We start from the raw sequence: 24,470 nt of genomic DNA, 5'->3' as shown, positions 1-24,470 counted from the left end.
GAATCACCTTTGCGGTTGGTAAAGGGGGCCAGCTACGGACAGGCCGACTGAAGCCACAGCCAGCCCCACCGCCCAAGCGGCCGGCGCAACCGCAGCCGCGGCGGCCGTAATGCTCGCTGCGATCGATAGCGTCACCGGATCTTTCGGGATCGGCTCAACGAAGACTTCAACGCCGTCTTTCAGGTGCGCGCGGTGCATGAACAGCTTTGGCACCTCGCGGCCATTCACCCAAGCGCGTAGCTGATCGGTGCCGCATACGTCCGCGATCGTCCGTCCAGGCTCGGCGAAGAAGTAATCCGCCCGGTCGGCGGCCCCGGGCTCGCTGTCTTTGGTAAACCGTATGGCCATATCAAAGCCCCTCGAATGGGTTACGAGATTGGTCGTTCGGAACTGAGACACGCGACCGATCGGCCGGCGTGAGCCCCAGCGAGCGAAAATAGCCACGCAGCGCGGATTCGTGAGCCGCAGTAAAGGCTTCAGGATCGCGGCGTGACAACGCTAGCAGGCAGGCCAGACGCTCGACCGCGATGCGGTCGGACTTCTGCAGCACGCCAGGGCAAGCGATGCGCACCAGTTCATGCCAGATGGTCGCGGTGTATTCGTCGAGGTGCGCCGGCGGCTCGCCGATCTCGCCGTTGAAGCCCGGCTCGTTCGGATTCAGGCGGCCGGGGTTCTTCTTGGCCGTGCCCTGAATCACTTTCAGATGTGTCGGCTTGCGCGGCGTTGGCATGGCGACCTCAAATGCTGATCTGTGGACGTGCAAAATTGATTAGGCAGGCGATGTCCGGAGGGGAGGCTCTGAACTCTCGAACCACCCCTCCCCATCGATGAGGTGCCGGCCGCGCGGGCATCATGTACCGGAGAACCCGCCGCCGGCCGTCGCGGTTGTCACCACACTCACGACTTGTGGGGCGTTTTGAGGGACGAATACAGCAAAGCCCCCCCAGGCGGCCAACCTCCTACCGAAGCGTTAGCCGCTCGCTGTCAGATCCAGCGACAGCACGGCACCCGTCGAGAACACAGCCAGGCCCGCGCGCATCTCGGCGAGGATCGTGATCATGTTGGTCGTCATGTTGTTGCCGTCGAGACGGCTGGCCATCAGCACCGGCTGCTGACGATCGAGCACCGCGGTCTGAGATGTATCCATGACCAGCACGCGACCGGCCGGGATGCTGGGCGTGGTAGCGACCGTGCGGTTCCACAGGCTCGCCGGCATCGACGCACGCGGCGTGCCGAGAATGTACTGGCCGTCCGTTGCGCGCTCGCTCGTCACGGTGAACCAGTCGGCCGGGTTCATGACCACGGCATTGGCGCTCCAGCCGTTCGAGTCCAGCTCGGTGATCGCCTAGCCGATCTTGTCGGCCGTAGCGTCCGCCGTGGCTGTGTAGGCCGTCGCCTGATTCAGCAACCCGTCGATCGTGCCGATCGTCCCGGTGCCGTTGATCAGCGCGTTCTCGAGCTTCGCCATCAGGCCATAACGAAGCAGGCTGTTGATCTGCTGTTCCAGCGCCGGCGCGTCGTCGATGATCTGCGCGGATGCCCGGACGAAATGCGCGATCGTCGTGATCGGCGTATCGACCAGTTCGGTCGGCATGTCGCCTTCCGCCTTCTGATCGCCTTCGTTGATCTGGAAAGCCGCCGCGTTCTGATAGCCATTCAGCCGAAGGTACTCGAACGTCTTGCTCGTGACCGGGAGCGTGGGCATCAGATTAAGCAGCGTCAGAGAGCGGCGCGGGTCGTTATAGATCGTGCTCGCGCGATCGGCCTGAACGTCGTGCTCGGTGCCGCCTTCGCCGGTGTTGGTGATGGCGTTCATAGGCGCCTGGATCTCGACACGCCCGGTCGAGTTCGCGCCCTTCTGCATCGCCGCGAAGCTATCGCTCGCGGTGAAGCTACTGGCAACGGACGGACCCGCGAAACCGCGGCCGCCGGCGCCCGCATACGAGCCCATGGTCGCGACATGTTGCTCAAGATCGTGCATGCGACTTTCGACCTTCTGATAGTCCGCACGCACCTCCTTGCTGACATGCTCAAGCTGGGCTGTTGCTTCGCGCAGATATTCCGCGCTGCTCTTTGGCTGGCTCATAGATCGAACTCCGAAATACGTCGATGAAAATTGATCAGTTCGGAGAGGAGCGCTTCACGATCTTCGGGGTCGACATTGCCCGCGTATGCGGCATATCCGCCGCTCATCAGGCGACGGGCCTGGCGGTTGGATAAGCCCGCGTCACGCAGCGATTGCTCGATGCGCCTGGGCGACAATATGTCGGGGCTCGATGGATGCGTCGCGACCTCGCTTTCAGAAACATCCCCGGTATCGGGGCCGTTTCCCTGCGTCTCGTCGCGAGCGGGCGCTGGTTGGTGGTCGGCACGTTCGTCTCGAACGTCGCCACCGCGCCGGTGGGATGCCTGTATATTTTCACAGCTACTCATCGCCGTCAACCGCATTCTGCTTCGGCGGGAATACGACGTACTGGGCACGCGCAAACGCAGCGTTGAGCATCCGTTTCGCGGTCAAATCATCGACCAAGCCGGCTTCGCGATTACGCCCGATAATGCCGCCGATGGCAGCACCGCAAATGGCGACTTGCACCTCGGGGCTGATCTCACGCACCGAGAAGAACTCGGCGAGCGCGTTGAATTCGTCGTTCAGTTCTTTCTGGGTGACTGTGCTCATCTCAGATCCTCGTCGTCATAGTGGGTAGGTTCGAAAAATCGCTGACACGCTCCGTCGAACATGAGCGGCTTCGCCCAGCCGCGGCGGCCGGTGCGGTTTTTCAAAACGCCGATGTGCACGCGGGTCGGCTGCTGCTCGAGGTCATCCGGGTCGACGTGCAGAAACACACCGACGTCGATGTCCTGCTCGATATTTCCGGAGTCACGCAGATCAGCGAGCGTCGGCTTGCGGCGCTCCTTCTCAAGCGCGCGGTTGAGCTGGGCCACGGCGATGATTGCGATGTCGAGCCGCTTGGCGAGCTTCTTGAGGCGACGGGAAACCAGGCTCACACGGTCGTAGGTACTGACGTTGCCCTCGACTTCGATCAGCCCGATATGGTCGACGATCGCGAATCGGATATCGTGGTTGCGCTTCCAACTTGTGATGCGCGCCTCGATGCCGGCCAGCGAGTATGTGGACGTATCGAGGTGCAGCGGCCATGTCTTCGGGTCGCCCTGCCGCATGCCGCGGACCATCGCGTCGAGCGCGTCACCGCGGCCACGCAATAGGCGGGTGAAGTTCGCTCGGCAGTGGTAGGCCATGGCCCGGGCGCCGAGCTCGGCTTCGCCCATCTCCAGGCTGCAGATACCGCCCGGCACGCCGTCGCGCGCCGCATTCACGGCGATCTGATTGGCGAGCGCGGTCTTGCCGATCGACGGCCGCGCAGCGAGAACGATCAGGCGTTGCCGACACAGGCCGCCCAGGGCGCCGTCGATCATCGGGATGCCGGTGCGCACGCCCGTCACGCCGTCGTCGTCGACGTTGGCCGCCTGCTCGACCTCTTCGACCATCCGGGTGATGACGCCGTGCCAGTTCAGCGATTCGCCGATGGTCCGTTCACTGGCGGCCTCAAGCCTGCTTGCCAGGTCGGCGGCCAGCTCTCCGGATTCAGTGCGGCCGGCCGTATCGATGGCTTTCTGGCAAGCGGAGACCACGGCCCGCCGGCGCGACCAGTCCGCGACGACACGCGCATAGGCTTCGACGTTCGCCGCGCCGGGCACGTCGATGGCGATCTCGCCCAGCAGCCGCGTGTGGCCGGCTTGGCGGACGGCATTGCCCAACGTCACGAGATCGACGGGCTCGCCCCTAGCGTGAAGCTTCAGCGCATAGGCGAATATCTCTCGATGCGGCGCATAGCGGAAATCCTCCGGCTGCACGATAGCGGCCACGTCAGCGATACAGCGGTCGTCGGCGACGACGGCGCCCACGATGGACCGCTCGGCAGTCTGGTCCCATAGCGGATGGCGATCAGTCATAGCTGCTGATCTCGTAGTCGCTGGGTGAGGCTTTGCGCTGGCTGGGCCGGCCGGCTGGTGGCGGCATGCGGTCGCCGGCCTTCGGCGGGAACACCCCCTGCCAGCCGTTGATGATGGACTCTCGGAGCGCCCCACCGGCGTGATGGCCCTGCTGCTCCATGCCGGCCAGCTTGGCGACCAGCATGCTCACCGCCTTGCCGGTCATCGGCTTCTTCATCGCTTTGCGGTGATCCACGAAGTCAGACCACAGCTCGTCGCCTACGGATTCGGGCAGCCCCTCAGGCCGGCCGGCTGGGTCGTCATTTTGTTGCTTGCGTCGGGGTCGCCGCGCGCCTCGTGCGCGCCTTTCCTGTTCGTGGTCCTGTTTATGGTCCTGTTCAAGTGACTCTGTGTCACCACGTTCTGGACGCAGAGTCACCACCTTCGTGTCGTCATTGTCACCACCTTCGACGTGGCGCGGTGACTCTGCGTCACTACCTTCGGCCGGACGCGGTGACTCTGTGTCACCACCATTCGGGACCGTCGGGGTGTAGGCATGGCGGCGCCATCCTTGCCCGTTTGTGCCGCGGCTTCGCACTGATATCCATCCCGATACGCCAGCTTCCGCCAGATGGCGCAAGACGCTTCGGCGGTTCAGCCCCGTATCAACAGCGATCATGTCGACCGATGGCCAGCAATTGCCGCCGCTGCCATCCATGTATTTGGCCAGCGCGAGCAGTACGAGCCGCGTCATGGGCTTGGGCGGACCGCCGGCAGACAGGACCGCGTCGCGCCACCGGGCGACATACGGTCGTATTTTTTCTTTTTCCATGCGATTTCCATCGCAGGGACGATGAGCGCGTGCTATTATTCAATCTCATCTTGTGGGCGCCCGCCGTCCATTGAATTGCGCCGCTCTCGCACAGCGGCGTTTTTTTATCCGCGCGCGACGATTCGTCGCAGACTTCGCACCTTCTCGGCGCCGGCCTCGGCACGCACCCGTTCACTGGCTGCGCCGATCCTCGCTGCGTCGCATGGGGTGAACCCGGAGATGAACTCGGCGTCGTCAATCACGCCAAGCGTGGGACGCGTGCTGACGTTCTTATCGCCTGCCTGGTGGTACTCGATCGTGCGCATCGCTTCGACGAAGCCGATGAGCAGCCGGCGCGGCGTGGTTTCGGAATCGCGGCGGGAGGAGTGGCCGTGCCGTGTGAACTCGAATCGGCGGACAGCTGTATCGCTCATACAGCCCCCTCGCCGCCGTCGGCCTGTCGATCTTGCTGACCACGTTGATCGACGACCTGATCGGTAATCTCGTCAAGGCGAGAGGCAGCACACCGCAGCGCGGCGATCAGGACACCGTCGTAATAGTTGCCCCACCAATCCGGCCGATCTTCATCGCTGCAAGCGATGTCCGCTATCGACGTGAGGCCACTGATCGCGATACTGGCGTCCTGCAGGCGGTCGAGCTGTACATCGCTCAGAGCGATCGTGTATTTATCGAGCTTGCTCATACCGACACCTCCCGGCTATCTAGGCGGCGGGCTACGGCCATATGGCGGTTGTAGCGCTCGAGCCGGACGGCGAGGCTGGAATCGGAACGCAAGGCGGCATAGGCCATGCGCCGGTGGGCGTATGCGCGTGTCGCGCGGAATGGGGTTTGCATCGGTCTGACTCCTGGAATATTGGAGCCATCCCCTACCGTCGCCAAACAGTAAAAGGAGATGGCCGTACGCGGGTTGGCGAACCGGTATTCCAGGAACCCGGCAGGCCCGAAGGCCTCCCACGCACGACCACCACTGAAAGCGGGCACAAAAAAAGCGCCTGACAGAGTAGTGGCGCTTGTGCGCCTGGAATGATTCGGGTCGCCAAACCCGGTCCCCGATTTTGCGGGGACAGATTTAATATAGCGCCGCCGATGCGTTGCTGCAAGCACGCTCACGCCGTCGCCTCCTGCTCTTTGCGAGCGATGAAGGCTCGGTCTTCGGCCTCAGTGACATAGCGGCGACCGCGGACCTTAATGGTCTTCAGCTCGCCATCACGAATCAGGCGATAGGCGGTCGGTCGGGACCAGCCACGCATGCGGCACCATTCTTTTATAGGCCAGCTTCGGCCGGGGGAGCTTTGTTCAGGCATCGTCTAACCCGCTCTGTGTGTTTCAGGCTCGACAATACGGAGGCAGCTTGGACAGTAAGGGGGTAACTGTCTCGCTCGGTTATTTTTTCAGGTATCGCTTCAGAAAATTACTTTTGCTCTGCGGCCGCAGTTCTTGCTTCGAATCGGCATCCACCGCGACAAGCGTATCGCCGTCTCGGTAGACCTCGAACGCCTGCATACCGAGCTCAAAGGTCAGCGGTCTATCCGCCCCCGGAATATCATTCCAACGGCTTACAAGTTCGCCGACACGCTCGGCCCAGGCACTGCGTTTAGCACGCCGGCCGCCTTTGCTCGATTGAGCCTCGTGCTTCAATTGCCCAGCCTCGATCGAAATCGATTGCCTGAGCATGTCAGCCCTTGTGAGCGCCCAGTGCAGCCTGTCGGTTTCGCCCTTCGCTTGCAGATGCCTGCAAGACTCAAGCTCCTCCTCAAGCTCGGACAGCTGGCGAGTTTTCGAATATTCGGCATCTGCCTTGGCTGATTCGATCCAAGACTCGATTCGCTTGATTCGCGCGGCTGGGGTCGCCGCTTCAAGGGCGATCTTGATTTTCTCACTCAAGTCACTCATACCAGCTTCGCCACTGCATCCGCCTTGTGCTGCGGCGCCAGGTGCGCATATCGCAACGTCATCTTGATATCACCGTGGCCCAACAGTTCGCGGACGGTGTTCAGATCTACGCCGCGCATGACCAGCCAGCTCGCGAACGTGTGCCGCAGGTCGTGCCACCGAAACGCAGTGATATTCGCATCGCCCAAGACGCCGGCCCATGCCTTACGTACGTTGTCGAGGCGCTCCCCGCCCCGCCCAGCGAATACCAGCCCCTGGCCGCCTGTCTGGTCGCGCCACTGGCGAAGGGCACCTAGCGCCTCAGCATTCAGCGGCACATGGCGTGTGCGGTTCTTCTTCGATGTCTCACCGCGGATCGTGATCTGCTTGAGGTCGAAGTCCACGTCTGGCCACTCAAGCGAGAACATCTCGCCGCGGCGGGCACCTGTGTTGAGCGATACCAGCACAAGCGGCGTCAGGTGGTCGCCATAGCCTCCGACGGGAATAGCGGGCAGTACCGGCCGGCTGCGCGCCTTGCGCCAGGCATTCGCGCTAACGCGGGCAGTCCGAGCCTCGTCGTCTCGAGCTTGGAGCGCGGCGCGCAGGCGCCGGGCCTCGTCCGCGGTCAGATAGCGCACCTTGCTGCTGGAATCGGTATCGACCGACGCCATGTCAGCCAGCGGGTGTTCGGTGATATAGCCGGAGCGCACAGCATGAGTCAGCGCGCCCCGAAGGCAGGTGACGTTGCGATTCACGGTCGCAGGCTTGATGCCGGCATTCAGCCGGGCGGTGCGGACCTTCTCGACCTTGTGCTGGGTAATGCTGGCCAGCGGATCGTCAGCCAGAGAAGCGAATACGCGCATGATGACATCGCACCAAGCATCCCCGTGCTTCCTGTGAACACGCACCCATGGCCGATACTCGTGCTCGATGAAGCCTCGAAGCGTGCTCGCCTTCGCGCGCCGGCGCTCCTGACCCGGATCCTCGCCGGCCGCCGCCTGGCCAAGCACCTCTTTCGCCTTCTCGCGTGCCTGGGCGGGCGTGAGCACAGCCGCGTTGCCGATCGTCATACGCCTGCCGCGCGCGTACTCGATCACGTAGCTTTTTCGGCCGGACGGCTGGACGCGGCAGAGGAAGCCCGGCAGCGTGGTATCGCGAATCTCGTAGGGCTTGGCGCCCGCCTTCGCGACCTCGACCGAGCGCTGCGTGATCTTGGCCTTCATCGGCGTAAGTGCTCCCTAAGTGCACTTATAGCTTACTCGCCGATACTGGCCGATACAATCAGATACAGAAGATTCCTTTATCCATGCGGCTTTCTCCCCGGAAACGCCCGTATAACGGCACTGTGAAATCGCTCTCCCACGGTCGAGGTCGCGAGTTCGAATCTCGTCTGCCGCTCCATCCTTCTGTCGGCATACCGCGGATACGACGCGGCGGGGCCGATGCATCCATGCATCGATTGCCCACGCGAGCCAATCAATCAGCGCAGAAATGCGTGGTCTTCGAGCAGCGCCACGATCGAATCGGCGAGCGTATGCGCACGTTCGGCCAGGGTAGCGTCGTGCGGGTCGGCGGACACCGCAGCAGCGAGCACGACCTGTTGCGATTCGTTGTCGATCAGTGTCACTTCGAAACCAGGCACGCGGCCTGCCAGCAACCGGCGCGAGGCGGTGTCGGGGTCGGCCAGCTCGATCACGATGATCGCCTGGGCGCCGCTGCGGCGGCTGGCCTCGTGCCGGGAACGGGCGTTCTGCGCCCGCGTGGGCGGCGCGGCCGCCAGCAGCGTGGTACAGGCATGACCGGTCGCGATCAGGCGCTTGCAGCTCTCACGTTCGAAACGTGCCTCGGCGCCGAGATCGTCGAACGCGGCATACACCAGAAATCCGTCATAGCGTGTGTCCTCGAACGCCGGATCGAGCATGGCATCGGCCGGCGGGCGGGTGACACAGCCTGCCAACCCCAGCAGCAACAAACCACCTAGCCACGCGCCGGGTTTCAACAAGGCGATGAGACAACGCAACGACGATATCCGGTAGCGATGATCAGTCGGCCAATGTATCGGCCGCGATCGTGACTAACAACTGACGCGCGGCCACCTGGTCACCCTGAGCACAGGCGACGGTTTCCACCGTGCCCGCGATATCCGCGCTCAGCGTGAATTCCATCTTCATCGCCTCGAGCACGATCAGCGCATCACCCACGGCCACTCGATCGCCCGCTGCCACGTCGATACGCTGGATACGCCCGTCCATGCGCGCGGCAACACGGCCGTCCCCGGCGCCGAGCGCATCGGCCGGCGGCTGGCGCAGCGCATCGACATAGCGGGCGGTCACACCGTCGTGAAACAGCCAGAGCCGGTCAGCCTCACACAGGGCCTGGGCGTGTTGCCGCAGCCCGTCGATCCGCACGGTGCAGACAACACCGTCGACCGCCAGTACTTCGATCTGTCGCCATTGCTCGTCAAGGTGCACGCGATAGCAGCCAGGCGCGTCCACGATCAGGCGCATGGCATGCCGCGACTCGCCGTCGTCCAACACCACCGGCGTCTGGCTGGTATAGGCGCTGCGCCAGCCCAGCTGCTCGCGAGCCAGGCCCGCCGATTCGGCCAGTTCCCGGGCACGCGCGTCATAGCTCAGCGCCGCCGCCAGTGCGCGATGCACTGCCGGCGCGGTACGTTGCTCCAGGTACGCCGGCATATGCGTACCCACGAAGCCGATATCGAACTCGCCGCCCGCGAACGCCTGGTGTTTCAGGATACCGATGAGGAAATCGCGGTTGCTGGTGGGACCGAAAAGGACGGTATCGGCCAAGGCAGCGATCAGACGACGACGGGCGATATCGCGGTTCTCGCCCCAGGCGACGAGCTTGGCGACCATGGAGTCGTAGTGAGGCGAGATCCACTGCCCGCTCTTCAGCCCGTGGTCGGCCCGTATGCCCTGCCCGGCGGGTGCGGCCCAGCGCAGCACGCGGCCGGTCTGGGGCATGAAGTCCTGGGCCACGTCCTCCAGACACAACCGCACTTCGATGGCGTGACCGGAAAACCGGATATCGGTCTGTTCCAGCGCCAGCGGCTCGCCGGCGGCGATACGCAGCTGCCAGGCGACCAGATCGATCCCGGTCACCTGTTCGGTCACCGGATGTTCGACCTGAAGACGCGTGTTCATTTCCATGAAATAGAACGCACCGCCCGGCTCGAGCAGGAACTCGACGGTGCCCGCACCGCGATAGTCGATCGCCGCCGCCGCATCGACGGCGGCCTGACCCATGCGCTCGCGCAGCGGTGCGTCCACCGCCGGTGACGGCGCTTCCTCGACGACTTTCTGATGACGGCGCTGTACCGAACAATCGCGCTCGCCAAGGTGAATGACGTGTCCGTAGTGGTCGGCGAGCACCTGGATTTCGACATGGCGCGCGCCGAGCACCGCTTTTTCCAGAATCAGTTCATCGGAACCGAAAGCGCTGGCCGCCTCGGAGCGGGCCGAACGCAATGCCTCGCCCAAGTCGGCGATATGCTCGACCAGACGCATGCCTCGTCCGCCTCCGCCGGCCGATGCCTTGACCATGAGCGGGCAACCGATGCGCTCGCCCTCGGCGAGCAGTACCTCATCGCTCTGGTCGGCGTCTTCATAACCGGGCACGCACGGCACGCCGGCCGCGATCATGCGCTGCTTGGCCGCCCGCTTGGCGCCCATGAGCTCGATCGCCGAGGCGTCCGGTCCGACGAAGATCAGCCCAGCATCGGCCACTGCCTGAGCGAAGGCTGCGTTCTCGGCGAGAAAGCCGTAGCCGGGATGCACCGCGTCGGCGCCGCTGACACGGGCCGCCTCCAGCAGCCGCTGGCTCGAAAGATAGGATTCGCCCGCGGGCGAGGCGCCCAGATGGACGGCCTCGTCGGCGTGTGTGACGTGCAGCGCCTGCGCATCGGCATCGGAATATACGGCCACGGTCGCGATACCCAACGATCGAGCACCGTCGATGATGCGCACTGCGATCTCGCCACGATTGGCAACCAGCAGCTTGCCGATCGGGCGTTGGCCGCTCGACTGGCCCGGGCTCATGTGTCGGCCCAGCGCGGCGCGCGCTTGTCGAGAAACGCGCGCGTGCCTTCGACGCCTTCGCCGTCGAACAGACAGTCGGTGAACACCGCCGCACCCTGGTCGAGTACTTGGTCCATATCGACGTTGCGCTGATCGGCAATGATGCGCTTGGTCTCGGCGATTGCAGCCGGCCCGCAGCGCAGCACGTTGGCAACCACCGCGGCGAGCTGCGTTTCGCCGTCGTCGAGATGATCAACGATATGATGCGCGATACCCAGGCGCAATGCCTCCCCGGCGTCGATATCGGCGGCGGTCACACCCAGGCGACGTGCTTCGGCCATGCCCAGACGGGCCACCACGAACGGCAGGATCTGGGCCGCCGGCAGGCCCAGCCGGGCTTCGGGCATGCCGGTCTTCAGGGCGGTGGTGACGATCGTGACATCGGCCACGCACAGCAACCCGAAGCCGCCGCCGAGTGCGGCGTTGGTGGCCAGCACGATCACCGCCTGGGGCGCGCCGTCGATGGTCGCCAGCAGTTGTCCGAAGCGGCGGTTGTGTGCGGTCGTGGCATGACGGTCGGCAGCGTCAAGATCGCCGACCTCGCGCAGATCCGCGCCCACACAGAAATGCTTGCCCGCGCCCCGCAGCACCACCGCGCGCACCGAGCGGTCGTCGCGGATCGCTTCGAACACGGCGATCAGCTCGTCGATCAGCGTCGCATTCAGGGCGTTGCCGGCATCGGGGCGATCGAGGGTGACGTGCAGCACGCCTGGCTCGCGCTCGATCGTAAGACACGTTGTTTCGGGAAGCCTCATGGAGTCTTTGCCTTGCGGCCGTGCAGGCCGAGTCGTTTGGCGATGATGCCCAGCATGATCTCGTCGGCCCCGCCGCCGATCGAATGCAGACGCAGATCGCGATAGAACTGGGCGGTAGAGGAATCGGCCATGTAACCCTGCCCGCCCCAGAACTGCAGACAGGTATCGGTCAGCTGGCGGGCCAGGCGGCTTGTCTTGAGCTTGGCCATGGAGGCGGCCAGGGTCACGTCACGCCCGGCGACCAGATCGGCGGTCGCCTGATAGGTCAGCGCACGGGCGGCTTCCAGCTCGGTCTTGAGCTCGGCGAGCGTGAACTGGACATACTGGTTGTCCAGTACCGCCGATCCGAAGGCCTGGCGTTCGCCGGTGTAGGCGACGGTGTCTTCATAAACGCGTTCCATCGCCTGCAGGATGCTGGCCGCCAGAAACAACCGCTCTTCCTGGAACTGCTGCATCTGATAGGAAAACCCGGCGCCGGCCTGGCCGATCAGGTTGCCCGCGGGCACCCGTACGTCATCGAAATGGATGATCGCGGTATCCGAGCTGCGCTGGCCGAGTTTGTCGAGCCGTGTCTGTCGATCCACGCCCGGCGCGTCCAGCGGCACCACGATCAGCGACTTGTCGTGGTGCCGGCCCTGATCGCTACCGGATGCGCCGGTGACACACAGCAGACAGATCCAGTCGCCCTGAGTGCCGTTGGTGATCCACATCTTCTGGCCGTTGATCCGGTAGTCCCCGCCATCGCGTTTCGCATGCGTGCGGATCGCGGCCACATCCGAGCCGGCGCCCGGCTCCGAAACCCCGATACAGGCCACCTGATCACCGGCAATGGCGGGGGCGAGATAGTCGCGCTTGAGTTCGTCACTGCCATAGCGGGCCAACGCCGGCGTGGCCATATCGGTCTGTACGCCCACCGCCATCGGAATCCCGCCGCAGCTCATTCGGCCCAGGCTTTCGGCGAAAGCGAGCTGGTAGGAATAATCGAGCCCCAAGCCACCGTATTCGACGGGCTTGGTGATGCCGAGCAGGCCGAGATCGCCGAGACCCTTGAACAGCTCGTGGGCAGGAAAGAGCCCCGCGGCCTCCCAGTCGGCAACATGCGGATTGACCCGATCGGCGATATAGCGCTCGGTGGTGCGTTTTATTTCTTCGTGTTCATGCGTGAACATCACGGTGCTCCTTGGCGCGCACGGCTAGAAACGGGCGACACCGAAATCGTTGGGTTGCAGACGGCGGTAGCGCGCCTCGCGGCAGATCGACAGCGTCATCGCCAGCACGCGACGAGTGTCGCGCGGGTCGATCAGGCCGTCGTCGAACAGGCGCGCGCTGCCGTAGAAGGCATGGCCCTGTTCATCGAACGCGCTGGTGATCCGGTGGTGGAGCTCGTCGACCATACCGGGCGGCGGTTGTTCACCGCGTGCGGCGTACTTGGCTTCGGTGACGATCTGCATGACGCCAGCGGCCTGCTCGCCGCCCATCACCGCAGTACGCGAATTCGGCCAGGCGAAGATGAAATCAGGGGCGAAGCCGCGCCCGCACATGCCGTAGTTGCCGGCCCCGAACGATCCGCCGATGACGAAGGTGATCTTGGGCACGTGCGCGTTGGCCACCGCCTGGATCATCTTGGACCCGTGCTTGACCATGCCGGCCTGTTCGGCCTCGCGGCCGACCATGTAGCCGGTGATGTTCTGCAGAAAACACAGCGGGATGTCGGCCTGGCAGCACAGCTGGATGAACTGGGCGGCCTTGTTGGCGCCGTGGGTGGTGATCGGGCCGTTGTTGCCGAGGATACCCACGGTACGGCCTTCCACGGCCGCATGCCCGCATATCAGCTGGGCGTCGAAGTCGGCCTTGAACTCATCGAAGTCGGAGTCGTCGACCAGCCGTGCGATCACCTCGCGGCAGTCGTAGGGCTTGCGATGATCGGCCGACACGATGCCGCACAACTCGTCGATGTCGTAACGCGGGGCGCTGAAGTCGCGCGCCTCGGCGCAATCGGCACGGGCATTCCAGTCCAGCCTCGCCACGACCTCGCGGGCCTGGCGGATGGCATCGGCATCGTCGGCGGCCAGATACTCACAGGTACCGGCGGTGCCTGCATGCATGTCCGCACCGCCGAGTTCCTCGTCGTCGGCGATCTCGCCGGTGGCCGCCTTGAGCAGCGGCGGGCCGGCGAGGAACACCTTGGCCCGACCGCGAACCATGATCACGTAATCGGACAACCCCGGCATGTAGGCCCCGCCCGCCGTGGACGAGCCATGCACGACGGTGATCTGCGGCAGCCCCTGGGCCGACAGTCGCGCCTGATTGGCGAACGTACGCCCACCCTCGATGAACATTTCGTCCTGGTAGAGCAGATTGGCGCCGCCGGACTCGATCAGCGACACGATGGGCAGTTTCTGAAGACGGGCGATTTCCTGAATGCGCAGCGTCTTCTGTACGCCCCAGGGCGTCATCGTGCCGCCCTTGATGGCGCTATTGGAGGCATTGATCATGCAGCGCGTACCGGCGATATAGCCGATCCCGCAGATGCTGTTGCCGCCGGCAAGCGAGCCGTCGACATCGTCGTGCAGCTTGTAGCCGCACAACGTCGACAACTCCAGAAACGGCGAACCCGGATCGAGCAGCAGGTTGACGCGATCCCGCGGAAGCAACTGTTCGCGCTGGGCATAGCGCTCGGCCTTGCTCGTTTCCGTGGCGTGGATCGAGGCCTCGACGCTGCGCAGCGCCTCGACCGCGGCGAGCATGCCCTCGCGATTGGCCTGGAAGGTCTCGCTGTTCGGCAAGACCTGGCTTGCAATGATCCCCACCTCAGTCTCCTTTATGCTGACTCGGCAGGATACCCATCATCTTGCAGATGATGCCAAGCATGATTTCGTCTGCCCCGCCGCCGATCGATACCAGACGGGTGTCGCGAAAGGCACGGGCGACGTCGGCCTCCCACATATAGCCCTGCCCGCCCCAGTACTGCAGACAGGCGTCGGTGACTTCGCGAACCAGCCGACCGGTCTTGAGCTTGGCCATCGAGGCCAGCTTGACTACCTCACTGCCGCCCGGATCGGCGATATGACACTCGCAGCCGCGATAGACCAGCGCACGAAGTGCTTCGATCTCGGTGGCCAGTTCGGCCAGCCGGAAATGCACGACCTGATTGGCCAAAATCGGTCCACCGAACGCGCGCCGCGAGCCGGTGTACTCGATGGTCGTATCGATGATGTGCTCCAGCCCCTTGAGGGCAGAAGCTGCCGCGAACAGGCGCTCTTCCTGGAACTGGTGCATCTGCATCGCAAAGCCGGCGCCCGCCTCGCCGATGCGATAGCGCTGCGGTACACGAACGTCGTCGAAGAACAGCTGAGCGGTATCCGACGACCACATCCCCAGCTTGTGCAGCTTCGTTGCCCGCGTGACCCCTTTCGTATCCATGGGAACGACGATCAACGACTTGTTGCGATGCGGTGCATCATCCGATGTGTTGGCCAGCAGACAGATCCAGTCGGCCTGCATGCCGTTGGTGATCCACATCTTCGAGCCATTGATGACGTAATCGTCGCCGTCGCTGCGAGCCGTGGTGGTCAACCGGGCGACATCCGAGCCCGCCTGCGGCTCGGACACGCCGATGGCGGCAACCGCCTCGCCGGCGATCGCCGGGGCGAGAAACTCGGCGCGCAGCGCATCCGAGCCGAAACGCGCCAGCGCCGGCGTGGCCATGTCGGTCTGCACCCCGATGGCCATCGGCACGCCGCCGCAGCGGATACGGCCAAGCTCCTCGGCGGCCACCATGGCATAGGAATAATCCAGCCCCAGCCCTCCGAACGCGGTCGGCTTGTTGATACCCAACAACCCCAGCTCGCCCATCTGGCGGAACAGCTGATGTGAAGGAAATTGCCGCTCGGCCTCCCACGCGTCGACATACGGATTGATCTGCTCATCGACCAGGCGCGCGACGGTATCGGCAATGGCCCGGTGTTCGGCGGTGAACTGCATGACAAGACCTCGTTCAGTGCGATGTCGACGCCGTGTCGCCGGCCCGTGCCTCGAGCAGCGACGTGGGCACCGCCACCGGCATGGACAGCAGCATCTGGGCGAAACATTTGCCCTGCGGATCGCTGCGAAGCGAGGCCATGCCGCCCCCGCCCAGCGTGTCGGTCAGCAGGAAGTTCAGTGCGTGGATACCCGGCAATTCCCAGTGGCGAACCTCGCCGTCCAGAACATGGGCGAACCAGCCGGCCACCGCGGCATCGGTAAGGGCCGCGCGCAGATAGGGCAGATACGACGGCTTGCGCGCGATGACGCCGATATTGGCGTCGTTGCCCTTGTCGCCACTGCGAGCCAGTGCAAGCCGGACCAGCGGCACGGTCACGGCCGCCTGGGCGGGTCGTGCGACCGGTCCGGGCGCTCTGGGCGGCTCGCCGGCCGACCGCGAGGGACAGCTGGGCGGTAGCACCACGGCGTGTGTCCGCCCGGCGACATCGATCGCCAGCGGCGCGGCATGCTTGGGCACGAACGCCGAATACAGCCGGATCACGGGGCTGACACGCGGGCGCCCGCCGAAAAATCCGGTCACGCCCGGCGCCATGCCGGTTGCGGCCTGAGCGAGTTCCCGTGTGAACAGGGCCAGCGCCTCACGGTGGCGATGACGCACCGCGATCTTCACCACCACCTCGCGCGTGGACCGACCACCGAGGCTGGCATGCGCGCCGTAGGTGGATTCGGCGCCGAGCGTGTCGATATCGATCGCGGTATAGCCGCCCCATCCCCGTGCGGCAAACAGCCGCTCGGTACGGGTGATGATCGCCTGCGCGTTCGCACGCGCCTTGTACGGGGCATCGATACCGGCGACGACAAAACTGGCCACCGCCCGGAAGCCATCCCGATAGGTCGCCGAGACCTTGTATTCACCGCTCGGCGCTCGTCCACGCGCGCCCTCCACACGAACACGATCGGCGCCGGCCTGGACGAGGGTTACTTCGGTGAAATCGCAGATCACGTCGGGCAGTCGATACGCCGCCGGATCGCCGATTTCATAAAGCAGCTGTTCGCCCACGGTATGCGGGCTGACGAGCCCGCCGGTCTCGGCCGGCTTGGTAACGAAGCACGCGCCATCTGCATGGCATTCGACGATCGGAAAGCCCATATCGGCATAGCCGTCGGCCACAAGATGCCAGTCGGTGAAGTTGCCCCCGGTGCACTGACAGCCGCATTCGATCAGATGGCCGGCCAGACTGCCGGCGGCCAACCGGTCATAGTCGTCCCATGCCCAACCGAAGGCATGCACCAATGGCGCGAGCGTGACCGCGCTGTCCACACAACGGCCAGTGATCACGACATCGGCACCGGCCGCGAGCGCGGCAACGATTGCCGGTGCACCGGCATAGGCATTGAGACTGGCCAGTCGCTCCGGCAACGGTCCGTCGCCCTTGGCCGGACGCATCAGGCCGGCCAGCGTGTCGCGGGCTGCCAGCAGGTCGTCGCCGGTCACGATGGCGATCGAAAGCGCCACGCCCGCCGCCTCCGCCGCCGCGGCGAGCGCATCGCGACAGGCTGCCGGATTGATCCCGCCGGCGTTGCTGATCACCCGTAGTCCCTGGGCCTTGATATCGGTCAGATAAGGCCCGATCGCGTGGTCGACGAAGTCCTCGGCGTAGCCGGCCGTCGGGTCGCGCTGGCGCTTGGCCGCCAGGATCGACAAGGTGATCTCCGACAGATAGTCGAACACCAGATAATCGAGCCCGCCCTTGGCGATCAGCTGCGCTGCGGCGGCATTGCTGTCGCCCCAGAATGCCGAGGCACAACCGATACGTATGGCCGAAGCTGCGATGGCTCACCTCCCGATAGCCGTTTAAGGACCCGTGCCGCCAACCGGCCCGAGCGCCCCTTCTCAGATTGAAACGCCGGACATTCTAAGTCAAGTCGAGTGACTCAGTTTAGGATACAGCTGATCCGTACTAGACTGCAGCGATGACCCGTTCACAGTCACTGCCATGAACCGCGCCAGTCCGGCCGCTGCCTATCAGCGTCAGATATCCACGGCCAAGCGCAACGCGATCCTCGACGCCGCGCTCGAATGCTTTCTCGCCCGTGGCTTTGCCGGTACCAGCCTGGCACGCATCGCTCGCGCCGCCGATGTATCGACCGCAACGCTGTATCGACATTTCCCGTCCAAGGACGAGCTGTTCGCCCAGATCATCGAGCGACCGTTTCTGGGCGAGTCGCCCGACGCCTCCACGGACTGGCCCGGCGGCCGGCCCGCTCAGACGCTGCCGGCGATCGCGCACCAGTACGCCCGGCGGATCCTCACCCCCTATTTCCATCCGCTGGTGCGAGCGCTGATCGCCGAAGCATTGCGGGCGCCGGAGATGGGCCACGCGCTGGAAGAGCGCGGACATGGGCCGTTTCTGGCCGCAGTACGCGAATATTTCGCCCGCGAAGACACGCTCGGCTCGCTGAGCGTGGTCGATCCCGGGCTGGCCGCGGAACAGTTTCTGGGCATGATCTCGGCCGTCGTGTTCTGGCCGCGCATGCTTAACGATGCACGCCGGCCGTCCGATGCCAAGATCGCGCGCACCTGCGAGGAAGCAGCGAAAACCGTGCTCGCCCGCTATGCGCCACCGACGGTGCCCGGCTGCTGACCCGGTCTGTGCCTCATCTGCGGTCTGCGGTCTGCGGTCTGCGGTCTGCGGTCTGCGGTCTGCGGGCACCGTCTGTCCTGCCCGGGCTCGGGCAAGCGGCGCGCTCGCGTAGAGCCTTCTGCTTAGTCGTTCCTGTCCAGCCCCTGGGCGGCCCTGGGCGGCGCGGCGCGGTGGAAGCCTCGAAACGGTGTACTGCGATCGTGATCAGCCAGCCCGAACAGGCCCGATGCCAGACTCGAACCGCCGTCGATCTTGATACAGCCGCCCGTGATGTAGGCCGCCGCCGGGCACAGCAGGAACACGATGGCCGCGGCTACCTCGGCCTCTTCACCCATTCGCTTGAGCGGCGTGGCGGCCGCACAACGGGGCATCATCGCCCGGGCAAAGGCCGGATCGTAATGATCCATGCCCGAGGACGCGATGTAGCCGGGTGCGACCGCATTCACTCGCACGCCGGAGGCCGCCCATTCCACCGCGGCGGATTCGGTGAAATTGAGCATGCCGGCGCGCGCAGCGCCGCTGTGACCCATCCCGGGCATGCCGTTCCACATGTCGGCGAGCATGTTGACGATCGCCCCGCCATCCGCGGCCATGCACTGGTTGTACAGCTCGCGCGCGACCAGAAAACCGCCGGTCAGATTGCTGGCCACCACCGCATCCCAGCCTTTCCGGCCGATCTCGGCCAGGGGCGCCGGATACTGGCCCCCGGCGTTGTTGACCAGCCCGCAGATGGGGCCGTGGGCCGCCAGCAGCTCGGCAATCGAGCCCGCCACCGCGTCCTCGTCACGTATATCGAAAACCGCGGTGGCCGCCCGGCCGCCGTCGGCAACGATTTCGGCGGCCGTGGCATCCAGACGTTCGGCCCGGCGCCCGGCGACGATGACCATCGCCCCCAGGCGAGCCAACTCATGTGCGGTGCAGCGGCCGATGCCCGAGCCGCCACCGGTCACCAGGATCGTCTGGCCGGCGAACAATTCATCACGGAAGACCGATCCATACATCCGGGCATACCTTGTCAGCGATTGATGACGTTCTAGAACATACAAGCCAGCGGCCGCGAAAGCGATGCGTACGCGCGTCGCATCGGGCGCGCGCGTCGGGCACACTACGGCGAACGATCGTTCGAGCACGAGCGTCCAGTCAGGCCGAACCCGCCACGGCCGGACGCCACCCACCACGAGGAAATTTGCATGAAAGCATTGCTGTGCAAGCAGTTCGGTCCGCCCGAGACGCTGGTCGTCGAAGAGATGCCGACGCCCGAGATCGGCCCGGATCAGGTACTCATCGATGTCCATGCAGCCGCTGTGAACTTCCCGGACAGCCTGATCATCGAGGACAAGTATCAGACCAAGCCGGAGCTGCCGTTCGCGCCCGGCGGCGAACTCGCCGGCGTGGTCGCCGCGATCGGCGACAACGTTCGCCATGTGAAGGTCGGCGACGACGTCATCGCGTTCACGACCTACGGCGCGTTTGCCGAACAGGTCGCCACCAACGCCGACCGCGTCATTCCGATGCCCAAGGGTGCGGACTATGTCACCGCCTCGGCGTTCGTCATGACCTACGGCACGACGTATCACGCCCTGGCCGACCGGGCCGCGCTGGCCGAAGGCGAAACATTGCTCGTGCTGGGCGCCTCGGGCGGCGTGGGTCTGGCCGCCGTGGAACTGGGCAAGGCAATGGGCGCCCACGTGATCGCCGCGGCCTCCAGCGACGAAAAGCTGGCTGTCTGTGTCGAACACGGCGCGGACGAGACGATCAACTATGCCAACGAGGACCTGAAGACCGCCATCAAGGAACGAACCGGCGGGCGCGGCGTCGATGTGGTCTATGATCCGGTCGGCGGACCGTATACCGAAGCCGCTCTGCGCGGCACGGCCTGGCGCGGTCGTCTGCTGGTGGTCGGCTTTGCCGCTGGCGACATTCCCAAACCGCCGCTCAACCTGGCCCTGCTCAAGGGCTGCTCGATCGTGGGCGTGTTCTGGGGCGCGTTCGTCAAGAAAGAGCCCGAGAACAACGCCGCCGATCTCGCCGCGCTGTTCAAGCTGCTCAATGAAGGCCGTCTTCGCCCGCATATCGCTGCCACCTACCCGCTGTCACGGGGCGGCGAAGCCATTGCCTCACTGACCTCGCGCAAGGTCTCCGGCAAGGTCGTGATCACGCCACGCGACGATTGATTCACGCCCTGCCAAAGGCTGCCGGGCCGGTCCGCCGGCCCGGGATCCTGCGGGATGGCCGAGCCTGCGTCAATACGGGCCTGACAGCCATTTGTCGAGCACCGGCCCCGTAGAACCGCGCTGGCGTCTGCATCGAAGGTCACCGGCGACGACTGTGCTCATGCCAGACGTCATCGAATCGTCTTGCGACGGTCATCGCCCGGTAATTGCTGCCCTACAGACGCGCTGTCATCGACGGCTCGCCGGTCCGATGAAAGTCCGAGGCAGGTGAATCGCCTTGCAGTCCGATGCCTGGCGACGCGGATGAACGGCGTGGTCACCGCGCGGGTTGCCGACTCGAGCGGGCCGGCCAAGATGTACTCGTGATTCATCCCGGGCTTGTTTGCCAGCGTGGCCTGTCCGGCCTATCGCGCGATCCGTCTGGCGGCCACCCCGCTGACACCTGTCGCGATGCGCCTGCTGCGATGCCGGCCCGAGGCCGTGCATATCGCCAGCGCGGATGCGCGGGTTGACCGATACCGCAGCACGTACGGATTTACTTGCGCATGCGTCCGTCGAGTTGATTGTCCGCCCAGGGCGAATCGACCGCAGAGTCGTCGTGGAACTGGTAACGGCCGCGGCCGGCCGTCTTGGCCCGATATAGCGCGATATCGGCCTTGTTGAGGGCCGCCTCGCCGGAGATCAGGCCCGGCTCGATCACCGCGACGCCAAGGCTCACACCGAGCGGCAACGTGCGTCGACAGGCTTTTACGTGGATCTTGCGCGCAGCTTTTATGAGCTTGCGAGCGATGGTATCGACATCTTCCGGCGCGGCCGACTCGACGATCGCGGCGAACTCGTCACCGCCCAGACGCGCCAGTACGTCGGAGCTGCGCAGGATCTGGCGAAAGGCCTCGGCGACTTCGCGCAGCAGCGCGTCGCCGATCGCGTGGCCGAAGCGATCGTTGATGGTCTTGAAATGATCCAGGTCCAGATACATCACGCAGGCCTTGCGCTGACCGGCGTTGACCTGGTGCCAGGCGCGTTCGAGCGCCTCTTCGAAGCCACGTCGGTTGAGCAGGCCGGTCAGCGGATCATGGCTGGCCTGATGCACGAGCTCTTCGGTCATGCGCCGGGCCTCGCTGATGTCCTGGAACACGAACACCACGCCCCGAACGGCGCCGGCTTCGTCGTGGATCGGCGAAACCGAGTCGACGATCGCCAGAAATGCGCCGTCCGCCCGTCGGAGCCGGCTGAAGATCGGCACGCGCACGCGCTCGCCGTGTTCGATCACTTCGGCCACCGGATCCGGCAGCAGCCGGTCCCGGGCTGCCTCGTAGAGTTGCACGACGTCGACGAAGCGCTGGCCGATGGTGCTTGCCGCATCACGCGCCAGCAGCGCGCAGCCGGCCGAATTGATTTCGCTGATACGGCCCTCGCGGTCGACCCGTATCAGGCCTTCGCCGATCGCCTCGAAAGTCACCTCGGCCAGTTCCTTGGCGTCGAACACCGCGCGCTCGGCCAGCTTGCGGTCGGTGATGTCGGACAATGTGCCGATCATGCGGTCGCCGCCGACATCCTCGTCTTCGGCGGCGCGACGGCCGGCCTCTCGCACCCACAGGTCCTGGTCGCCGCCCAGCCGCAGCCGATATTCGCAGACGTAGAACGCGCTCTCGCCGGCGAGATGGGCGAGCAGGCGACGGTGGCGAACCAGACGGTCCTCGGGGTGGACGAAGGCCAGCCATTGTTCGGCGTCAATCTCGACCTCTCCGCCATCGCTGAGTCCGATATGACGTGCGAATGCCCCCGAGACGCGGTAGATCTGGCTGTCGAAATCGATCAGTGCCAGCCCGGCGTTCTCGCCGGCAATGCGCCATCGGCGGCTCTGCTGCTCCGACTGACGATGCCGCCGGGTTTCGCGTTCGATACGCTCGACGGTTGGCGCATGAATGTCAAAGAATGCACCGGCCAACAGCGGCGCCTTGCCGCTGCGCACCTCGACGCCGGCTACGGAGTGTACATAGCGCAACTCGCCGTTGCGCCGACGTAGCAACAGCGTGAGGCTCCAGCCGATGTGTTCGTGGACCGCCCGGTCGATCGCCTCGCGAACACGAGCACGGGATTCGGGCTCGTAGAACTGCCCCACCGTTTCCGGGCTCGGCGTATAGGCCTCGGGCTCGATATCGTGGATCCGGTAGATCCCTTCAGACCACCATAACTGGCGGGTCTCCAGGTCGTACCACCAGGTTCCGCCGAGCCCGTGTCGTTCGATGACCCTGCTTGCAATATGGTCCATGGTCTCCACGCCATCGCGGTCCCGCGCCACTTCGTTCAATCATGGCACGATCGGCGGCCGGGGTAACCTGTCCTATTGGCGCAGTCCCGGCGCATCGTCAGGCGCTATCCGGCAGCCAGGCCGCCAGCGCTTCGAGCTGATCGCGGCCCACCACGTCGCGGGCGCTCTGGGCGACCTCGATCAGACGATGATCGGCAAAGCGGCGCCGAATCTCGTCGAGATACGCATCCTGCTGGGCTACGCGCTCGGTGATGAACGCACTCGCGGGCTCGGCCGGCCATAGCCGGTTGACATAGATCGCCCCCACGGGGATACGGGTCTCCGCCAGTTGCTCGACGACGCGCGCGGTCTCCTCGATCGGCAGCCGTTCGGCAAGCATCACCGGATGAAACACCGCTTCGGCATGCAGACGCTGGCGCGCCGTGGCAAAACGATCGGCACGCTGGCGCAACCGTGCCAACACACGATCCTCGCGCTGGGGCTCGGACACCCCGGCCATGTTGCGCCACATGCCCTGGAGCTTGTTGACCTTGGCACGCTGGCCGGCCAGACCTTCGACCCAGGCACCGAGCATGGACGGCAACGTCAGCAGGCGTAGCGTATGGCCACTGGGGGCGGTGTCGAAGACCACCGCATCGAAACGCTCTGGACACCAGGTCATGATGCGGGTGAAGCGGTCGAACAGAGCAGATTCGGCAGTACCCGGAGCCTGTACTGCCAGCTTCAGATGCCTATCCAGCGCCGGCAGCACCGCCTTGGAGACGGCCTCCCGCGCGTCCTCGCGAATTCCTTCGACATAATCACGCGCATCCGCCTCGGGATCGATCTCCATCGCCCAGAGATGCTCGCCGGCTGCGCTCGGTTCGGCGCCCAGGCGCCGGCCCAGCAGATCCGACACCGAATGGGCGGGATCGGTAGAAACCAGCAACGTTCGGCTGCCGCCAGCGGCCAGACGCAATGCATTGGCTGCCGCGAGCGTGGTCTTGCCGACCCCGCCCTTGCCACCGAACAGATAGAAACGGGTCGGCTCGTCGTGGGCGTGCGTATGCGCCATCGGGCGGCTCCATTGCAAACAAGTGTCGGCCGGCACGGAGACCGGTCGTGACCGCGCCGCTCAGCAGCAAACGCCGGCTTCGGGGAAGGTGTCCATGCCCATGCGCTGATGCCAGCGATGAAACGCCTCGATCAGATCGGGATAGAGTTCCAGCGCGTAGTAGTCTGCCGGGCCCGGAATTCCGAGCGCTTCGAGAAACAACAGTGCAACCAGCGCGTCCTCTTCGGCGCGAGCCTGACGTGCGATACCGGCCCGCCAAGGGGCCATGAACAATTCGTCGTGGTAGTCGTTGATACGTTGCCAGACGCTCTTGTCACGGCTCATGAAGCACCTCGATTACGGGTGGTATTTGGACGAGCCTGGCCCAGCCTACGCCGGGTCATCAGGCGTCGAAACGCCGATCGATCCGCTCGAGAATGCGCCCGACGACCTGCTCGGTCGGCGGCAGACGGCCAGCGAACAAGGTATCGCCATCGACGACCACGGCCATGGGCGAGCCGGCACGAGCCATCGAGCGCAGCGCCGCCCAGCGGCCCAGACCGTCACGGCGCGCGCTGCGCCAGACCGTCGGGTAAAGCCAGACCACGTTGCGCGGATCGACCACGACCACATCCAGTGCCGGCCGACACGCCCGCAACGCGCGGTAGACCTCACCGATCTGCAGCATGCGCGCACGGCTGTGGCTGAAATCCGCTGCCGCGCCCAGTTCGGTATGACATCCGCCGAGCCGGCCGCAGCAACCCGAGCCGCTGTGCTGCCCATCCTGCTCGCGTACCAGCAGCACCTGATGGGCGCCCACGGCGCGTGCCCCGCCTATCGACGGCGGGGCGA

26 protein-coding genes and 1 pseudogene are annotated in these 24,470 nt (G+C 65.0%); 2 read left to right on the top strand and 25 right to left on the bottom strand.

Annotated features, from left to right (window positions below; all coding sequences use genetic code 11):
- Positions 1 to 3 precede the first annotated feature (3 nt).
- The 20 genes and pseudogenes from T31B1_RS05360 to T31B1_RS05265 form a co-directional block, all read right to left on the bottom strand.
- Positions 4 to 348 (bottom strand): hypothetical protein, encoded by a 345-nt coding sequence (locus tag T31B1_RS05360; RefSeq protein ID WP_353248412.1) that lies wholly within the window; start codon positions 346 to 348, stop codon positions 4 to 6.
- Position 349: 1 nt separating this feature from the next.
- A complete protein-coding gene (locus T31B1_RS05355) occupies positions 350 to 730 on the bottom strand; it encodes a hypothetical protein (RefSeq protein WP_353248411.1) in 381 nt (126 codons plus the stop codon).
- 240 nt (positions 731 to 970) lie between these two features.
- A pseudogene (locus tag T31B1_RS05350) lies at positions 971 to 2,086 on the bottom strand (phage major capsid protein).
- On the bottom strand, positions 2,083 to 2,448 hold the full coding sequence (locus T31B1_RS05345) for a hypothetical protein (protein ID WP_353248410.1): 366 nt from the start codon (positions 2,446 to 2,448) through the stop codon (positions 2,083 to 2,085). Before T31B1_RS05345 ends, T31B1_RS05350 begins: the two are co-directional and overlap by 4 nt.
- Complete coding sequence (locus T31B1_RS05340; RefSeq protein WP_353248409.1) at positions 2,426 to 2,677, bottom strand: hypothetical protein; 252 nt, start codon at positions 2,675 to 2,677, stop codon at positions 2,426 to 2,428. Before T31B1_RS05340 ends, T31B1_RS05345 begins: the two co-directional genes overlap by 23 nt.
- On the bottom strand, positions 2,674 to 3,972 hold the full coding sequence (locus T31B1_RS05335) for a replicative DNA helicase (protein ID WP_353248755.1): 1,299 nt from the start codon (positions 3,970 to 3,972) through the stop codon (positions 2,674 to 2,676). Before T31B1_RS05335 ends, T31B1_RS05340 begins: the two co-directional genes overlap by 4 nt.
- Entirely contained in the window at positions 3,965 to 4,783 is an 819-nt protein-coding gene (locus tag T31B1_RS05330; protein WP_353248408.1) for a helix-turn-helix domain-containing protein, read from the bottom strand. Before T31B1_RS05330 ends, T31B1_RS05335 begins: the two co-directional genes overlap by 8 nt.
- A gap of 104 nt (positions 4,784 to 4,887) precedes the next feature.
- Positions 4,888 to 5,196: a hypothetical protein gene (locus tag T31B1_RS05325; RefSeq protein ID WP_353248407.1), complete on the bottom strand. Its 309-nt coding sequence runs from the start codon at positions 5,194 to 5,196 to the stop codon at positions 4,888 to 4,890.
- Entirely contained in the window at positions 5,193 to 5,465 is a 273-nt protein-coding gene (locus T31B1_RS05320) for a hypothetical protein (protein ID WP_353248406.1), read from the bottom strand. Before T31B1_RS05320 ends, T31B1_RS05325 begins: the two co-directional genes overlap by 4 nt.
- Positions 5,462 to 5,617 carry a hypothetical protein gene (locus tag T31B1_RS05315; protein ID WP_353248405.1) on the bottom strand — a complete coding sequence of 52 codons (156 nt, stop codon included), beginning with the start codon at positions 5,615 to 5,617 and terminating at the stop codon, positions 5,462 to 5,464. Before T31B1_RS05315 ends, T31B1_RS05320 begins: the two co-directional genes overlap by 4 nt.
- A 272-nt stretch (positions 5,618 to 5,889) precedes the next feature.
- The gene (locus T31B1_RS05310; protein ID WP_353248404.1) at positions 5,890 to 6,087 is read right to left on the bottom strand and encodes a helix-turn-helix domain-containing protein; all 198 of its coding nucleotides are present in this window, start codon (positions 6,085 to 6,087) and stop codon (positions 5,890 to 5,892) included.
- A gap of 79 nt (positions 6,088 to 6,166) precedes the next feature.
- Positions 6,167 to 6,676, bottom strand: a complete 510-nt coding sequence (locus T31B1_RS05305; protein WP_353248403.1) for a hypothetical protein — start codon at positions 6,674 to 6,676, stop codon at positions 6,167 to 6,169.
- Positions 6,673 to 7,878: a site-specific integrase gene (locus tag T31B1_RS05300; RefSeq protein ID WP_353248402.1), complete on the bottom strand. Its 1,206-nt coding sequence runs from the start codon at positions 7,876 to 7,878 to the stop codon at positions 6,673 to 6,675. Before T31B1_RS05300 ends, T31B1_RS05305 begins: the two co-directional genes overlap by 4 nt.
- Positions 7,879 to 8,135: 257 nt before the next feature.
- The gene (locus T31B1_RS05295; protein WP_353248401.1) at positions 8,136 to 8,675 is read right to left on the bottom strand and encodes a hypothetical protein; all 540 of its coding nucleotides are present in this window, start codon (positions 8,673 to 8,675) and stop codon (positions 8,136 to 8,138) included.
- Between the two features lie 22 nt (positions 8,676 to 8,697).
- Positions 8,698 to 10,713: an acetyl/propionyl/methylcrotonyl-CoA carboxylase subunit alpha gene (locus tag T31B1_RS05290; protein WP_353248400.1), complete on the bottom strand. Its 2,016-nt coding sequence runs from the start codon at positions 10,711 to 10,713 to the stop codon at positions 8,698 to 8,700.
- Complete coding sequence (locus T31B1_RS05285; RefSeq protein WP_353248399.1) at positions 10,710 to 11,507, bottom strand: enoyl-CoA hydratase/isomerase family protein; 798 nt, start codon at positions 11,505 to 11,507, stop codon at positions 10,710 to 10,712. The genes T31B1_RS05290 and T31B1_RS05285 overlap by 4 nt, the downstream gene beginning before the upstream one ends.
- Complete coding sequence (locus T31B1_RS05280) at positions 11,504 to 12,679, bottom strand: acyl-CoA dehydrogenase family protein (RefSeq protein ID WP_353248398.1); 1,176 nt, start codon at positions 12,677 to 12,679, stop codon at positions 11,504 to 11,506. The genes T31B1_RS05285 and T31B1_RS05280 overlap by 4 nt, the downstream gene beginning before the upstream one ends.
- A gap of 21 nt (positions 12,680 to 12,700) precedes the next feature.
- Positions 12,701 to 14,317, bottom strand: a complete 1,617-nt coding sequence (locus T31B1_RS05275; protein ID WP_353248397.1) for an acyl-CoA carboxylase subunit beta — start codon at positions 14,315 to 14,317, stop codon at positions 12,701 to 12,703.
- A 1-nt stretch (position 14,318) separates the two neighbouring features.
- Positions 14,319 to 15,491, bottom strand: a complete 1,173-nt coding sequence (locus T31B1_RS05270) for an acyl-CoA dehydrogenase family protein (protein WP_353248396.1) — start codon at positions 15,489 to 15,491, stop codon at positions 14,319 to 14,321.
- Between the two features lie 13 nt (positions 15,492 to 15,504).
- Complete coding sequence (locus T31B1_RS05265; protein ID WP_353248754.1) at positions 15,505 to 17,325, bottom strand: acyclic terpene utilization AtuA family protein; 1,821 nt, start codon at positions 17,323 to 17,325, stop codon at positions 15,505 to 15,507.
- 163 nt (positions 17,326 to 17,488) lie between these two features.
- On the opposite strand from T31B1_RS05265, the gene T31B1_RS05260 reads away from it, so the two are divergent.
- A complete protein-coding gene (locus T31B1_RS05260) occupies positions 17,489 to 18,136 on the top strand; it encodes a TetR/AcrR family transcriptional regulator (protein ID WP_353248395.1) in 648 nt (215 codons plus the stop codon).
- Positions 18,137 to 18,258: 122 nt separating this feature from the next.
- Here the strand turns inward: T31B1_RS05260 and T31B1_RS05255 are convergent, their stop codons facing one another.
- Entirely contained in the window at positions 18,259 to 19,137 is an 879-nt protein-coding gene (locus tag T31B1_RS05255; protein WP_353248394.1) for an SDR family oxidoreductase, read from the bottom strand.
- Positions 19,138 to 19,326: 189 nt separating this feature from the next.
- On the opposite strand from T31B1_RS05255, the gene T31B1_RS05250 reads away from it, so the two are divergent.
- Positions 19,327 to 20,310 (top strand): NADPH:quinone oxidoreductase family protein, encoded by a 984-nt coding sequence (locus T31B1_RS05250; protein ID WP_353248393.1) that lies wholly within the window; start codon positions 19,327 to 19,329, stop codon positions 20,308 to 20,310.
- 535 nt (positions 20,311 to 20,845) lie between these two features.
- Here T31B1_RS05250 and T31B1_RS05245 read toward each other — a convergent pair.
- From T31B1_RS05245 to T31B1_RS05230, 4 genes are all read right to left on the bottom strand, one after another.
- Positions 20,846 to 22,585 carry a diguanylate cyclase gene (locus T31B1_RS05245; RefSeq protein WP_353248392.1) on the bottom strand — a complete coding sequence of 580 codons (1,740 nt, stop codon included), beginning with the start codon at positions 22,583 to 22,585 and terminating at the stop codon, positions 20,846 to 20,848.
- 97 nt (positions 22,586 to 22,682) lie between these two features.
- Positions 22,683 to 23,639 carry an ArsA family ATPase gene (locus tag T31B1_RS05240; RefSeq protein WP_353248391.1) on the bottom strand — a complete coding sequence of 319 codons (957 nt, stop codon included), beginning with the start codon at positions 23,637 to 23,639 and terminating at the stop codon, positions 22,683 to 22,685.
- A 60-nt stretch (positions 23,640 to 23,699) separates the two neighbouring features.
- Complete coding sequence (locus tag T31B1_RS05235; protein WP_353248390.1) at positions 23,700 to 23,963, bottom strand: cory-CC-star protein; 264 nt, start codon at positions 23,961 to 23,963, stop codon at positions 23,700 to 23,702.
- Between the two features lie 58 nt (positions 23,964 to 24,021).
- Positions 24,022 to 24,438 carry a hypothetical protein gene (locus T31B1_RS05230; protein ID WP_353248389.1) on the bottom strand — a complete coding sequence of 139 codons (417 nt, stop codon included), beginning with the start codon at positions 24,436 to 24,438 and terminating at the stop codon, positions 24,022 to 24,024.
- Positions 24,439 to 24,470: the final 32 nt, after the last annotated feature.

It is taken from the genome of Salinisphaera sp. T31B1, from assembly GCF_040361275.1.
Classification (GTDB): Bacteria; Pseudomonadota; Gammaproteobacteria; order Nevskiales; family Salinisphaeraceae; genus Salinisphaera.
Note: the sequence above shows the minus strand (reverse complement) of the source record. Positions and strands in the feature narration are given on the sequence as shown.